10 protein-coding genes are annotated in these 14468 nt (G+C 71.8%); 5 read left to right on the top strand and 5 right to left on the bottom strand.

Translation table 11 applies throughout. From position 1 onward, the window contains the following. Nucleotides 1–32: 32 nt before the first annotated feature. Entirely contained in the window at nt 33–527 is a 495-nt protein-coding gene (locus tag FB467_RS13115) for a SixA phosphatase family protein (protein WP_170230713.1), read from the bottom strand. A gap of 103 nt (nt 528–630) precedes the next feature. Here FB467_RS13115 and FB467_RS13110 point away from each other — a divergent pair, with 103 nt between their 5' ends. From FB467_RS13110 to FB467_RS13100, 3 genes are read left to right on the top strand one after another with little or no spacing between them, the layout of a single operon-like run. Further along, nucleotides 631–924 carry a DUF4287 domain-containing protein gene (locus FB467_RS13110; protein ID WP_141785494.1) on the top strand — a complete coding sequence of 98 codons (294 nt, stop codon included), beginning with the start codon at nt 631–633 and terminating at the stop codon, nt 922–924. Nucleotides 925–979: 55 nt separating this feature from the next. Then, the gene (locus FB467_RS13105; RefSeq protein WP_228393201.1) at nt 980–1894 is read left to right on the top strand and encodes a transporter substrate-binding domain-containing protein; all 915 of its coding nucleotides are present in this window, start codon (nt 980–982) and stop codon (nt 1892–1894) included. After that, entirely contained in the window at nt 1882–3111 is a 1230-nt protein-coding gene (locus FB467_RS13100) for an amidohydrolase family protein (protein WP_141785493.1), read from the top strand. The genes FB467_RS13105 and FB467_RS13100 overlap by 13 nt, the downstream gene beginning before the upstream one ends. Before the next feature lie 4 nt (nt 3112–3115). On the opposite strand, the gene FB467_RS13095 is transcribed toward FB467_RS13100, so the two are convergent. Further along, nucleotides 3116–4819 carry an MDR family MFS transporter gene (locus tag FB467_RS13095; protein WP_141785492.1) on the bottom strand — a complete coding sequence of 568 codons (1704 nt, stop codon included), beginning with the start codon at nt 4817–4819 and terminating at the stop codon, nt 3116–3118. A gap of 114 nt (nt 4820–4933) precedes the next feature. Next, nucleotides 4934–6211 (bottom strand): threonine--tRNA ligase, encoded by a 1278-nt coding sequence (gene thrS, locus FB467_RS13090; protein WP_141785491.1) that lies wholly within the window; start codon nt 6209–6211, stop codon nt 4934–4936. 234 nt (nt 6212–6445) lie between these two features. On the opposite strand from thrS, the gene pepN reads away from it, so the two are divergent. Further along, on the top strand, nt 6446–9085 hold the full coding sequence (pepN, locus tag FB467_RS13085) for an aminopeptidase N (RefSeq protein ID WP_228393200.1): 2640 nt from the start codon (nt 6446–6448) through the stop codon (nt 9083–9085). A 72-nt stretch (nt 9086–9157) separates the two neighbouring features. Further along, nucleotides 9158–10381 (top strand): hypothetical protein, encoded by a 1224-nt coding sequence (locus FB467_RS13080; RefSeq protein WP_141785489.1) that lies wholly within the window; start codon nt 9158–9160, stop codon nt 10379–10381. Between the two features lie 5 nt (nt 10382–10386). Here the strand turns inward: FB467_RS13080 and argG are convergent, their stop codons facing one another. Further along, nucleotides 10387–11826 (bottom strand): argininosuccinate synthase, encoded by a 1440-nt coding sequence (argG, locus tag FB467_RS13075; RefSeq protein WP_141785488.1) that lies wholly within the window; start codon nt 11824–11826, stop codon nt 10387–10389. Nucleotides 11827–11895: 69 nt separating this feature from the next. Continuing rightward, a complete protein-coding gene (locus tag FB467_RS13070; RefSeq protein ID WP_141785487.1) occupies nt 11896–14346 on the bottom strand; it encodes a DNA gyrase/topoisomerase IV subunit A in 2451 nt (816 codons plus the stop codon). Between the last annotated feature and the right edge of the window lie 122 nt (nt 14347–14468).

The raw sequence follows: 14468 nt of genomic DNA, 5'->3' as shown, positions 1-14468 counted from the left end.
TCACTGCCCCCCTTGGACTTGGACTTACTCATCTAGTCGGCGAGCGTGACCTCGCCGTCCGCCGGGCGCCCGGCCGCGCGCAACCGGCCCCGTCCCGGACCGGCACCCCACGCAGGTAGGGCGACGACGGCCAGTGCAGCGGTCGGCATACGGACGGGCTCCCCGGTCAGGCGGGCCACGAGCTCCTCGACCGCCGGGTTGTGGCCGACCAGGGCGACCCGGCCGGCGTGCGCGGGCAGGTCGCGCACCAGGTCGACGAGGTCGTCCCCGCTGAAGGTGTAGGCGTCCTCCTCCTCGCGCGCGTCCGGGGGCTGCGGCAGCTGCCCGGCGACCAACTCCCAGGTCTGCTGCGCGCGGGCGGCGACGGAGACCACGGCGAGGTCGAGGCTCCCCAGGTGCCGGGCGAGCCAGCGGCCCACCTCCGGGGCCTGCCGGCGACCGCGGGCGGACAGCGGGCGGTCCCGGTCACCGGCCGGGACGTCCCAGTCCGACTTGGCGTGGCGGACTACGACGAGGGTGCGTTCCACGGCACCATCCTCCCAGGACGCCGGGGCGATGTGTTGGCGATGAGTTTCGGCACCGTCCCGGGTCAGACCGCTCGACGCAGGCCCACCGACCGAAAGGCGCACCGTGTCCTTCCAGGCATACCTCGACGCACTCGAGACCAAGACCGGCAAGACTCCCCGCGAACTCGTGCAGATCGCCCACGGCCGGGGCCTGGATTCCCCGGAGACCAGGGCTGGCGACGTCGCCGCCTGGCTGAAGGAGGACTACGACGTGGGGCGCGGGCACGCGATGGCGCTGTGGCACGTGATCAAGCACGGCGTGCAGATCAGCGACAAGCACGTGGGCACCGACGGGACCCACCGGGACGCCACCGACGTGCTCTGGCTGGACGGCAAGACCTCCAACCCGCACGGCTAGGTACAGCTAGGCGTCGACTAGCGTGGGCCCCCCACCCGAGGCCGTAGGAGGCACCGTGCGACACCACCGGACCCGCAGCACCCTGGCGACGCTCACCCTGCTGGGGGCGGGACTGGGCCTCACGGGCTGCGCGCTCAGCGAGGACGGCCCCGGCCTCGACGCCGGCCCCGCAGCGGACGCCGGGCACGCGGAGGAGGAAGCGGACGGCGCCGCTGACCACGGGGAGGCCACCGCCGCGCCGGGTGAGGAAAGCGCGTCGGCCGCCCCCGACACCATGGCGCAGGTGCTCGACTCGGGCGTGCTGCGGGTCTGCTCGACCGGCGACTACCGGCCCTACACCTACCTCGACCCCGAGACGGGGGAGTGGAGCGGCATCGACGTCACGATGGCGCAGGACCTCGCCGACCACCTCGGGGTGGAGGTGGAGATGGTCCAGACCACGTGGGGCGACCTGATCACCGACCTGGACGCCGGGTGCGACCTCGCGGCCGGGGGCATCTCGTTCAACACCGACCGGGCCCAGCAGGTCTTCTTCACCCAGCCGACCGTGCAGGACGGCAAGGCACCGATCACTCGCTGCGACGACGTCGAGCAGTACCAGACCATCGAGGACATCAACACCGCCGGGGTGCGCGTCATCACGCCGGTGGGCGGCACCAACGAGGCGTTCGCCGAGGAGAACTTCCCCGACGCCGAGATCACCAAGTGGGACGACAACAACACGATCTTCGACCAGATCATCGCCGGCGATGCCGACGTCATGGTCACCGACGCCTCGGAGACCAAGTGGGTGGCGCACACCGAGGACGAGCTGTGTGCGGTGAACCCCGACGAGCCCTTCACCTTCTTCCAGAACGGCTACCTCCTGCCGCACGGTGACGTGGCCTGGCAGCAGCTCGTGAACGTCTGGCTCGACATCGCGTTGCAGGACGGGACCTACCAGGAGGCCGAGGAGCCGTGGTTCGGCTGATCCGTGCGGTCCGGCCCTGGGGCGGGCCGCTGTACGACATCACGGTCCGCGACGGGGTCGTCACGGGCGTGTCCGAGCACGCTGACCCGGCGGGGGAGCCCGCCGCCGGGACCACGGTGCTCGACGGCGGGGGTCGCCTGCTGCTGCCCAGCTTCGCCGACGTCCACGTGCACCTGGACTCCACCCGGCTGGGTCTGCCGTTCCGGCCGCACACGGGGGCGCCCGGCGTCTGGGCGATGATGCTCAACGACCGCGCCCACTGGCGCGACGCCGAGGTGCCCATCACCGAGCGGGTCGCCACCACGGTCGAGATGATGATCGCCCGCGGCACCACCCGGATGCGCAGCTATGCCCAGGTCGACGTGGACTGCCGGCTGGAGCGGCTGGAGGCGGTGCTCGCCACGCGGGAGCGGTATGCCGACCGCTGCCAGATCGAGATCGTCGCCTTCCCCCAGGCGGGGCTGTTGCGTGAGCGGGGCAGCGTCGAGGTGCTGGGCGCGGCGCTGGAGGCCGGGGCCGACGTGGTCGGCGGGATCGACCCCTGCTCGCTGGACCGGGACCCGAGGACCCACCTGCGGACGGTCTTCGACCTGGCGCAGCAGCACCAGGTGCCGGTCGACATCCACCTGCACGAGCCCGGGGACCTGGGCGCCTTCAGCACCGAGTTGGTCCTGGAGCACACCCGGGCCGCCGGCATGAGGGGACGGGTGACCCTGGCGCACGCCTTCGCGCTGGGCCAGGTGGACGCGGCGACGAGGAGCCGGCTGGTCGAGGGCCTCGTGGAGCAGGACGTCGCGGTGACCACCGTCGCTCCGGCGGGCCCGAAGGTGTTGCCCCTGGCCGAGCTGCTCGCGGCCGGGGTGCGGGTCGGGCTGGGGGAGGACGGCCAGCGCGACTACTGGTCGCCCTACGGCAACGCCGACATGCTCGACCGCACCTGGCAGCTCGCCTTCACCGGCGGGCTGCGGGCCGACCGGATGATCGAGCGCTGCCTGGAGGTCGCCACGCTCGGCGGCCGCGCGGTGCTCGACCCGGTCGCGCCGCGGCTGCCCACCGACCCGACGGACCTGTCCCACCGGGAGGTCCGGGAGGGGGACAGCGCCGACTTCGTGCTGGTCGACGCGGAGACGCCGACCTCGGCGGTGATGGACCGGCCCGCCGGCCGCACCGTCGTGCACGCGGGCCGGGTCGTCGCCGACGGGGGCCAGCTGGTCTGACGGCTCAGGCCCGGTGGCGGCCCCGGCGGTTGACGTCCTGCTCCATCGCGTCGATGACCTCGGCGTCCGAGGGATCCTCCGGTGCCGCCTGCCCGACCTGCTGCCCGGCGACCGTCTCGCCGCCGACCTGGTCCTCGGTGACCGCCTCGCCGCGGGCGACCATGCCCGCGATGTCGGAGAGCTTGATCTCCTTCAGGAAGAGGGTCAGCAGGAAGCCGAGGGCGAGCAGCGGCACGAGGTACCAGAACGACGGGGCGAGCGCGTCGGCATACCCCTCGACGACACCCGAGTGGTAGGGCTCGGGCAGGCTGTTCACGATGGCCGGCGTCAACGAGTCCGCGCCGGCCCCGCCGCCCTGGGTGGGTGCGCCGGCGAAGACCCCCTCGAGGTTGTTGACCAGGCGGGAGGTGAAGATGCTGCTGAACAGCGCGATGCCGACCGCGGCGCCGATCTCGCGGAAGAAGTTGTTGGCGCTGGTGGCGGTGCCCAGCTCGTGCGGGTCGACCGCGTTCTGCACCGCCAGCACGATGGTCTGCATGACCAGCCCGAGGCCGGCGCCCAGCACGAAGATCATGATGCCGAAGAGCCACAGCGGGGTCTGCGCGTCCAGCTGGGTCAACCAGATCAGCCCGATGGTGGCGATCGCCATCCCGGTGATCGGGTAGCGGCGGTAGCGCCCGCTCTTGGTGATCGCGAAGCCGGACCAGATCGCGGTGCCCATGACGCCGACCATCATCGGGATCAGCAGCAGGCCGGAGGCGGTGACCCCCACGCCGTTGGACATCTGCAGGAAGGTCGGCAGGAAGCCAAGCGCCGCGAACATGCCCATGCCGATCACCAGGCCGATCGTCGTGGTCAGGGTGAAGGTCGGGTTCTTGAACAGGTGGAGCGGCAGGACCGGGTCCTCGGCGCGCTGCTCGACGGGGATGAAGATCGCGATGGACAGCACGGTGAGCGCCGCCAACCCCTGCAGCCGCCAGTCGGACCAGTCGTAGCCGGCGCCGCTCAGGCTCTCCCAGCTGGTCATCAGCACGATCGAGGACGCGGCGAGCACGAGCAGGGTGGCCCCGGTGATATCGAGCCGCTTGGCGGCACGGTGGCTGGGCAGCCGCAGTGCGACCCAGGCGATCGCGATCGCGGCGATGCCGATCGGGATGTTGATCCAGAACGCCCAGCGCCAGTCGTGGTGGTCGGTGAACCAGCCGCCGAGCAGCGGCCCGGCCACCGCCGCGATGCCGAACAGGGCACCCATCGGGCCCATGTACTTGCCGCGCTCCCGGGCCGGGACGATGTCGGCGATGATCGCCTGGGACAGGATCATCAGGCCGCCGCCGCCCAGGCCCTGCACGCCGCGCCACAGCACCAGCTCGGTGAACGTCCCGGCGAACCCGGCGCCCGCCGAGGCGACCGTGAACAGGGTGATCGCGATCAGGAACGGCCAGCGACGACCGAACAGGTCACCGGCCTTGCCGTAGAGGGGCATCACGATCGCCACGGCCAGGATGTAGATCGTGATGATCCAGCCCTGGTGGGCGACACCGTCGAGTTCCCCGACGATGGTGGGCATCGCGGTGCCGACGATCGACTGGTCGAGCGAGGACAGGAACATGCTCGCCATCAGGGCGCCGAAGATGAACCAGACGGTGCGCTGGGTGAGCACGATCGGCGCGCGGTCCGGAGCGACCGTCTCCGGGGTCGTCAAAGCCATGGGAATCCCTCGTGGATGAGTGCTGGAAAGTCGTTAGCCGACGGCTCAACGTTGCCCGTGGGCGAGATTGTTCCGGCCGGGCACCCTACTTTGGTATGCAGTGGGGTCGCCGGGTCAGCCGGCCTGCTGCCAGGGCACCCGGGGCAGCCGTGCGGCATACGCCCGGCCCAGGATCCGCAGGAACTCCTCCCGCCCGACCGGGCCGCGGAAGCCGGCGGCCACGTCGGTCACCCCGACGCTGCCGGAGGCGACCTCGCGCGCCCCGAGCACGGCGACCAGGCAGTCCCGGCGCACCCGGGCGGACCGGATGCGCGCCCCGAGGGTCCCCTCGTGCTCCACCCGGACCCGCAGGTCGGCTCCCCGCAGCTGCTCGGCCAGGTCACGGGCGGGTCCGTCCTGGTCGGGGGAGACGGGCAGCACGCAGACCTGGACCGGCGCCAGCCAGAGCGGGAGCCGCCCCTGGTAGCGCTCCAGCAGCGCGGCCACGACACGCTCCATCGAGCCGACGGTGCCGCGGTGGATCATCACCACGCGTGCCCGGCTGCCGTCGGCGGCGTCGTAGCCGAGGTCGAAGCGCTCGGGCTGCACGAAGTCGAGCTGCACGGTCGCGATGGTCTCCTCGTGGCCACGCCCGTCCCGGACCTGCAGGTCCAGCTTGGGCCCGTAGAAGGCGGCCTCGCCCCCGACCTCGTGCAACGGCATACCGAGGGCATCGAGGTCGACCTCGGCCGCGGCCTCCCGCAGCGCCGCGGCGGCGTGCTCCCACTGCTCGGGCGCACCCAGGAAGGCCCCGCTGTCGTCGCCGAGGGAGAGCCGGACGTAGTCGACCCGCATCCCGAGGATCCGCTGCGCCTCCAGTGCCGAGCGCAGCGCCCGCGCGGCCTCGGCCGCCACCTGGTCCGGTCGGCAGAAGACGTGGGTGTCGTCGAGGTTGATCTGGCGGACCCGGCTCAGGCCGGAGAGCACCCCGGAGCGCTCGGCGCGGAACATCGGCGCCAACTCGTTGAGGCGCACCGGCAGCTCCCGGTAGGAGTGCCGGGAGGAGGCGTAGATCTTCGCGTGGTGCGGGCAGTTCGCCGGGCGCAGGACCAGGTCCTCGCCGTCGGGACCCCCGCCGAGCGACATCGGCGGGAACATGTCCTCGTGGAACTTGTCCCAGTGCCCGGACTGCTCGAAGAGGGCGCGTTTGGCCAGGACGGGGGAGTAGACCCCCTCGCACCCGTCCCGCCGGGCGATGTCACGGGCCAACCGTTCCAGCTCGTGGCGGATGGTCGCCCCAGCGGGCAGCCACAGGGGTAACCCCGAACCGATGGCGGGGTCGGTGGCAAAGACGCGCAGGTCGTGGTTGAGGTCGCGGTGGTCCAGCGGCTCGTCGGACGGTCGGTCGGGCATTTCGTGCTCCTGGTGGTGGGTGGAGCGCGAGGAGGGACGGGAAAGGCCCCGGAGTCACGCTCCGGGGCCTGGGACTTGGGTGCAGCAAGTCAGCGCCGGAGAGGATCCGGCGTGGTCGTCCGCTGCTGGTGGTGCATCCCCCGACTGTAGCCCGGGGGCGGCAGATCCGCCACGACAGGCCGGTCGGAGGGTGAGCCGCCCGGGGACCGCGCGGGGATGGTTGACTGGTCCGTCGTGACTGCCACGACCCCCACGACCAACCTGACCCATGCCGAGTGTGCCGCCCGTGCGCAGACCGTCTCGGTCCAGAGTTACCGGGTGGAGCTGGACCTCGCCCGGGCCGCGGACCCCGACGTCGACAGCTACGGCTCGACCACGACGATCGCCTTCACCTCCTCGGGTCCGGAGACCTGGGTCGACCTGATCGCCGACCGGGTGCTCGGGGCCACCCTCAACGGGGAGCCGGTCGACGTCTCCACCTACGACGGGGCGCGGCTGCCGGTGACCGGGCTCGCGCCGGACAACGAGCTGGTTGTGCGGGCCGAGTGCGCCTACAGCCGCACCGGCGAGGGGCTCCACCGGTTCACCGACCCGGTGGACGGCGCGACCTACCTCTACACCCACTTCGAGCCGACCGACGCCCGGCGGGTCTTCGCCAACTTCGAGCAACCGGACCTCAAGGGCGCGTTCACCTTCGTGGTGACCGCCCCGGCGGACTGGGAGATCGTGTCGGGACAGCCGGAGGCCTCCCGGACCACCGACGGCTCCGGGGCCCTGGCCACCGTCACCTTCGCGCCGACGCCGCCGCTGTCCACCTACATCACCGCCGTCGCGGCCGGTCCCTACCGACGGTTCGGCGACACCTGGTCGGTCCGGCGCGCCGACGGGTCCGCGCAGGAGATCGAGCTCGGCGTCCTCTGCCGGGCCTCGATGGTCGAGCACTTCGACCACGAGGCGCTGCTGGAGGTGACCAGGCAGGGCCTGGACTTCTTCGACGCGGCCTTCGGCTACCCCTACCCGTGGGGCAAGTACGACCAGGTCTTTGTGCCGGAATACAACATCGGGGCGATGGAGAACCCAGGGCTGGTCACCTTCACCGAGCAGTACCTCCCGCGGGGGAAGGCGACCAGGCCCCACCTGATGGGGCGGGCCTCGACGATCCTGCACGAGATGGCGCACATGTGGTTCGGCGACCTGGTGACGATGCGCTGGTGGGACGGCCTGTGGTTGAAGGAGTCCTTCGCCGACCTGATGGGCTGGCACGTTGCGGCCGAGGCCACCGAGTTCACCGACGCCTGGACCCGGTTCGCCTCCGACCGCAAGACCTTCGCCTACCGCCAGGACCAGCTCCCGACGACGCACCCCGTCGTCGCCCGGGTCGATGACCTGGAGGCGGCCCGGCAGAACTTCGACGGCATCACGTATGCCAAGGGCGCCTCGGCGCTGAAGCAGCTGATGGCCTACGTCGGGCAGGAGGCCTTCTTCGCCGGGGCCCGCCGGTACTTCGCCGACCACGCCTTCGGCAACACCGAGTTCGAGGACCTCCTGGCGGCCCTCGAGGGGGCCTCGGGACGGGACCTGTCGGGCTGGGCCGGTGCCTGGCTGGAGCTCGCCGGGATCTCCGAGCTGGAGCCGTTCCCGGAGCGCGGCGCGGACGGGGTCCTGACCCGCCTGGTGATCCGGCATACCGCTGTGGAGCTCTCCTCGGGCGAGCGCATCGACCGACCGCACCGGCTCGTGGTGGGACTCTACGAGCTGGTGGACGACCGGTTGGTGCGCACCGCCCGGATCGAACAGGACGTCGTGGGCGAGATGACCGAGGTCCCGGAGGCAGCCGGCCACCGCGCGGACCTCGTCCTGCTCAACGACGACGACCTGACGTACGCCAAGGTGCACCTGGACCCGCACTCGGCGGCGGTCGTCCGGGACCACCTGGCGAGCATCGAGTCGCCGTTGACCCGGGGACTGCTCTGGTCGATCGCCTGGAACTCGTTGCGCGACGGGAACCTGCCTCCCCGGGAGTTCCTCCGCGCGCTGCCGCAGGTCCTGGCGGAGCAGGACGCCTCCATCGTGGCGACAGCCCTCGGGACCGCGGCCCAGGCGGTCGAGGTCTACGCCCCGGCCGAGCAGCGCGATGAGCTGCGGGCCCACCTGGTCGCGACCGCCCGCTCCGGGCTCGCCCAGGCACCCGCCGGGTCGGACCTGCAGAAGGTGTGGGCGCAGGCCCTCATCGGTGCCACCGCGACCTGTGCCGACGGGGTGCCCGACCTGCGCGGTCTGCTCGACGGCAGCAGGGTCCCCGAGGGCCTGGACGTGGACGACGACCTGCGCTGGTCGGCGCGCCGCGCCCTGGCCGCCCAGGACGCGATCGCGCTCGTGGACCTGGACGCGGCACTGGCCGACGACGACACGATGACCGGGCGGACCTTCTACCTGCGGGCCGTCGCTAGCCGGCCGGGTGCCGCCGCCCGCCGCCAGACCTGGGAACGGGCCACCACCGACGAGTCCGTCACCAACGACCAGTTGCGGGCGCTCGTCGCAGGGTTCGCCGAACCGGCCGGTGCGGCCGCGGCCGCGGAGTATGCCGAGGCCTACTTCGCGAGCCTGACCGGGTGGTGGGAGAGCCGCTCGATGACGATGGCCACCATCCTGGTCAACGGGCTGTTTCCCCGGGCGGACCTCGCCGAGGGGGCCCTTCGGCGGCCCGTGGAGCACCCGGTCGTGGTGGCGGGGAAGGAGTGGCTGGCCGCGCACGAGGAGGCGCCCGCGGCGCTGCGCCGGCTCGTGGTCGACCACGTGGACCTGGCGCTGCGGGCCCTCGTGGCGCAGCAGTCCGCGCGGCTTGCCGCGGCCGAGGAGGGCTCCCAGGGGTGACTGTGTCCAGGGGTGACTGTGTCCCAGGGGTGACCGTGTCCCCGGGCGACCCGGGCGTGGCAGGGTGGGCGCGTGCGATTCCGGGCCGAGCAGGGCACCAGGTGGCCGATCGGCCAGGGGTGGGATGCGTGGTGGCGGCTCCAGGTCGGTGAACCGGGGGGCGGGGCCGACCTGGGCGTGCTGCTGCCCGAGGCAACCGGACACGACCTGCGCCTGGTCCACGGGGTGGACGGCCGCCCGGGTGCCAGGTACGAGGTCGTCGCCCCCGGCCTGACCGTCGGGGCAGCCGCTGTCCGGATCGGCGGGACTGACGGCGCCCGGACCGCGCACCTGGCCTACCGCGAGACGACTGGTCGCCGTCGGTTCCTGGTGGACTGCGACGGGCTGGAGGCGTTCCGCTCGTTCGCGGTGCACAGCACGCTGCGCCACCTCGGCCTGGAGGTGGCGCTGCGCCGAGAGCCGGAGCGGTTGCTCGATGCCGCGATCGAGCTGGACTGGCTGTCGGTCCGGGTGCGGGCGCAGGTGGTGCGTCGGGCGACCGGGGAGTCCCTGCGGGTGCGCCTACGGGTCGTCGGCAGGGGGGCCTGGCGACCGGTGCTGGCGCCGCTGCTGACGATGGCGGCACCGCTCATCCGGCACGGCTTGGCCGCCGCCGTGGCCGGAACGGCCGACCGACTGGAGCACCTCGACGAGGACCCGGCCGGGACGGGCGCCCCCGCCAGGGAACTGCGTCAGCGGGCGCTCGGAGCCGAGATCTTCCGCCGGAGGTTCCACGAGGTGGTCGACACCGTGGACCGGCGGCCGTGGTGGCGCCGGGGGAGGCGGGCGCTGCTGACGGCATACGAGGACCTCCCGGCCGTCTCCCCGCACTGGCCGGACGGGGCGGGCCTGCTCACCTTCGGCTCCTGGTGGGACGAGGAGGACTGGCTGTTCCAGGGGTTCGTCCAGCGGGGTGTCCGGCGCCGGGACCGGCATGCCGAGGTCGACCGGCAGGTCGACGCCTGGTTGCGACAGCAGGAGGTCGTCCTGCAGGAGGGAGCCAGGGCCCGGGCCGCCGCCGAGGCGCAGGACCCCGGGCACCTGGAGCTCACCGACGAGCTGGTGGACCTGTCCTGGCTCGCCAGCCCGTGGTCGACGGTGCGCAAGATGGTGCAACTCGAGCGCTCCCGGACCGCTCCCGCGGGGGCAGGTCAGGACCAGTCCGACGTGCCGTCGGTCGACACCGACGAGGAGGCGCGCCGGTTCGTCACCGACTTCCTCCGCGAGGAACTCCGGGAGCACCCGCGCCGCGGTTGAGCCGGTCAGTCGGTGCCGAACTCCATCGCCGCCCGGTCCAGCCACTCGTCCTCGCCGCTGACCTTGCCGCGGGAGGCGATCGCCTCGGCGCCGCCCTCGGTCATCACGCCGATCAGCTCGGTGCGGGCCTCGCCGATCTGCTCCACGCGCACCTGCCCGACCATGCCGACCGAGGCATACTGCTCCAGCCGGGCGCGGGAGTCGGCGATGTCCAGGTTGCGCATCGTCAGCTGGCCGATCCGGTCCGTGGGCCCGAAGGCCGAGTCCTCGGTGCGCTCCATGGACAGCTTGTCCGGGTGGTAGCTGAAGGCCGGTCCGGCGGTGTTCAGGATGCTGTAGTCCTCGCCGCGCCGCAGCCGCAGCGTCACCTCGCCGGTGATCGCGGTCCCGACCCACCGCTGCAGCGACTCCCGGATCATCAGCGCCTGCGGGTCCAGCCAGCGTCCCTCATACATCAACCGACCCAGCCGCCGACCCTCGTTGTGGTAGTTGGCGACGGTGTCCTCGTTGTGGATCGCGTTCACCAGCCGCTCGTAGCCGATGTGCAGCAGCGCCAGCCCGGGTGCCTCGTAGATGCCCCGGCTCTTGGCCTCGATGATCCGGTTCTCGATCTGGTCCGACATGCCCAGGCCGTGCCGGCCGCCGATCGCGTTGGCCATCATCACCAGCTCCACGTCGGAGCCGAAGACCTGGTCGTTGATCGCGACCGGCCGACCCATCTCGTAGCGGATGGTGACGTCCTCGGGGGCGATCTCCACGGCCGGGTCCCAGAACTTCACGCCCATGATCGGGTCGACCGTCTCCAGGCTGGTGTCCAGGTGCTCCAGGGTCTTCGCCTCGTGGGTGGCGCCCCAGATGTTGGCGTCGGTGGAGTAGGCCTTCTCGGTGCTGTCCCGGTAGGGCAGGTCGTGGTCGACCAGCCACTCCGACATCTCCTTGCGCCCACCCAGCTCGCTGACGAAGTCGGCGTCCAGCCACGGCTTGTAGATCCGCAGGTTCGGGTTGGTGAGCAGCCCGTAGCGGTAGAACCGCTCGATGTCGTTGCCCTTGTAGGTCGAGCCGTCACCCCAGATCAGGACGTCGTCCTCGAGCATCGCCCGGGTGAGCAGCGTGCCGGTCACGGCCCGCCCCAGCGGGGTGGTGTTGAAGTAGACGCGCCCGGCGGAGCGGATGTGGAAGGCGCCGCAGGTGATCGCCGCCAGGCCCTCCTCGACCAGCGCCTCCTTGCAGTCGACCAGTCGCGAGATCTCCGCCCCGTATGCCGTGGCACGGCTCGGCACGGAGTCGATGTCTGGCTCGTCGTACTGGCCGATGTCGGCCGTGTAGGTGCAGGGGATAGCGCCCTTGTCGCGCATCCACGCGACGGCCACGGAGGTGTCCAGCCCTCCGGAGAAGGCGATGCCGACGCGCTCGCCGACGGGAAGTGTCTTCAGTACCTTGCTCACGAAAGAGAGGATATACGGCCGAGTGCATGATTATGCAATTCGGCCTCCTGGCGTGCCTCCCGGAGCGTCTCAGCCTGCGGCGACGCGGGCGATCGGGGCCTTGGCCGGCGTTCCGGAGCCGTCCCGCTTGCCGGTCGCCGGCGGCAGCTCGACCGCCACGCCGTTGGCGGAGGCGGCCATGGGGGGAGTGGACCCCGCCCAGCCGACCATCAGGGCGTCCTCGCCGCGCAGGAACCGGTGACACCGCACTCCGCCGGTGGCGCGCCCCTTGGCCGGGTACTCGGCATACGGCGTGACCTTGACCGACCCGGCCTCCGTCCCGGGGCGGACACCGGCGCTCCCGGCCACGGTCACCACGACGTTCTCCGCCTCCGGGTCGACCGCCCAGAAGCCGACCACCGACACGCCGGCCGGGAGCTTGATGCCCGCCATGCCGCCACCCGAGCGGCCCTGCGGCCGCACGCCGGAGGCCGAGAAGTGCAGCAGGCTCGCCTCGGAGGTGATGAAGACGAGGTCCTCCTCGCCAGTCGTCAGCTCCACGGCGCCGACCACGCTGTCGCCGTCCTTGAGCGAGATCACCTCGAAACTGTCCTTGTTGCCCGGGTAGTCCGGGTTGACCCGCTTGACGACGCCGTTGCGGGTGCCCAGCGCCAGGCCGGGCCCGTCCCCGGTGAGCGTGCAGAGCGCCAGCGGCTGCTCGCCCGCGGGCAGGTCGACGAAGGCCGCGAGCGGTGCCCCACCGGAGAGGGTCGGCGCCCCGTTGGTCGGGGGCAGGGTGGGCAGCTCGAGGGCGGAGAGGCGGACCAGCCGGCCGGTCGAGGTGACCAGTCCGACGTCGCCCCGGGCGGTGGTGCGGACCCGGGACACGATCGCGTCGTGCTTGCGCCGGGCCCCGCCGGTGCCCAGCGGTTCGTCGGTCGAGGTCCGGGCCAGCAGCCCGGTGGAGGACAGCAGCACCCAGCAGGGGTCGTCGGGCACCTCCATCGGCGTAGAGGCCGCCGCCGAGGCCGTGACCCCGGCCGACTCCAGCAGCACCGTGCGCCGCGGGGTCCCGTGCTCCTTGGCGACCTCGGCCAGTTCGTCGGAGACCAGGGCCAGCAGCAGCTCGTGGTCCTCCAGGAGTGCGGTCAGCCGCTCGATCTCCCGCTGCAGCTCGTCCCGCTCGGACTCCAGCTCGATCCGGGAGAACTTGGTGAGCCGGCGCAGCTGCAGCTCCAGGATGTAGTTGGCCTGGAGCTCGGAGAGGTCGAAGACCTGCATCAACCGTTCGCGGGCCGCGGCCGCGTCGTCGCTGGAGCGGATCAGCTGGATGACCTCGTCGATGTCCAGGATCGCGATGAGCAGGCCCTCGACCAGGTGCAGCCGCTCCTGCCGTCGGCGCAGCCGGTAGGCGGTGCGCCGCCGGACGACGTCGGTGCGGAAGTCGACATACACCTGCAACAGCTCGCGCAGGCCGAGCGTGCGGGGCTGGCCCTCGACGAGGGCGACGTTGTTGATCCCGAAGGACTCCTCCATCGGGGTGAGCTTGTAGAGCTGCTCCAGGACGGCGTCGGGGTTGAAGCCGTTCTTCACCTCGATCACCAGGTGCAGGCCCTTGCTGCGGTCGGTGAGGTCGTTGATGTCGGAGATGCCCTGCAGCTTCTTGCTCTGCACCAGCTGCTTGACCTTCTCGATCACCTTCTCGGCGCCGACCAGGTAGGGCAGCTCGGTCACCACGATGCCCTTGCGGCGGGGGGTGACGTTCTCGATCCGAGCGGTCGCCCGGGTGCGGAACGAGCCGCGGCCGGACTCGTAGGCGTCCCGGATGCCGTCCAGGCCGACGATGCGGCCACCGAGCGGCAGGTCAGGGCCCGGGACGAAGCGCATCAGGTCGTCCAGCGTCGCGTCCGGGTGGGCGATCAGGTGCCGGGCGGCGCCGATCACCTCACCGAGGTTGTGCGGCGCCATGTTGGTGGCCATCCCGACCGCGATGCCGGACGCGCCGTTGACCAGCAGGTTGGGGAAGGCGGCCGGCAGCACCTCCGGCTGCATCAGCTGCTCGTCGTAGTTGGGGACGAAGTCGACCGTCTCCTCGTCCAGGCTCCCGGTCATCAGGAGCGCCGCGGGGGCCGGCCGGGCCTCGGTGTACCGGCTCGCGGCGGGGCCGTCGTCCAGCGAGCCGAAGTTGCCGTGCCCGTCCACGAGCGGCAACCGCATGGTGAACGGCTGCGCCATCCGGACCATGGCGTCGTAGATCGCGCCGTCGCCGTGCGGGTGGTACTTACCCATCACCTCGCCGACCACGCGGGAGCACTTCACGTGGCCCTTGTCCGGGCGCAGCCCCAGCTCGTGCATGCCGAAGAGGATCCGGCGCTGCACCGGCTTCAGGCCGTCCCGGGCGTCGGGGATCGCCCGGGAGTAGATCACCGAGTAGGCGTACTCCAGATAGGCACCCTGCATCTCCTCCTGGACGTCGATGTCGACGATCTTCTCCTCGACGTCGAACAGGTCGGGGCCGGACGAGCGGGGGCGTCGCGCCATGAAGTGCTACTCCTGGGTGCTGTGCGGTGCGTGGTGCAGGTGGATAGGGATCGTCCTCGATCGTATGTCGTGACGCACCGGGAGCACGGGTGCGGCACGCGCCTGGGGCTAGACCGGGGGCC

Source organism: Ornithinicoccus hortensis, from assembly GCF_006716185.1.
Classification (GTDB): domain Bacteria; phylum Actinomycetota; class Actinomycetes; order Actinomycetales; family Dermatophilaceae; genus Ornithinicoccus; species Ornithinicoccus hortensis.
Note: the sequence above shows the minus strand (reverse complement) of the source record. Positions and strands in the feature narration are given on the sequence as shown.

Coding starts and splice junctions, on each gene's coding strand:
- FB467_RS13095 (WP_141785492.1), bottom strand. CDS start 4,819: ATGGCTTTGACGACCCCGGAGACGGTCGCTCCGGACCGCGCGCCGATC.
- thrS (WP_141785491.1), bottom strand. CDS start 6,211: ATGCCCGACCGACCGTCCGACGAGCCGCTGGACCACCGCGACCTCAAC.
- FB467_RS13070 (WP_141785487.1), bottom strand. CDS start 14,346: ATGGCGCGACGCCCCCGCTCGTCCGGCCCCGACCTGTTCGACGTCGAG.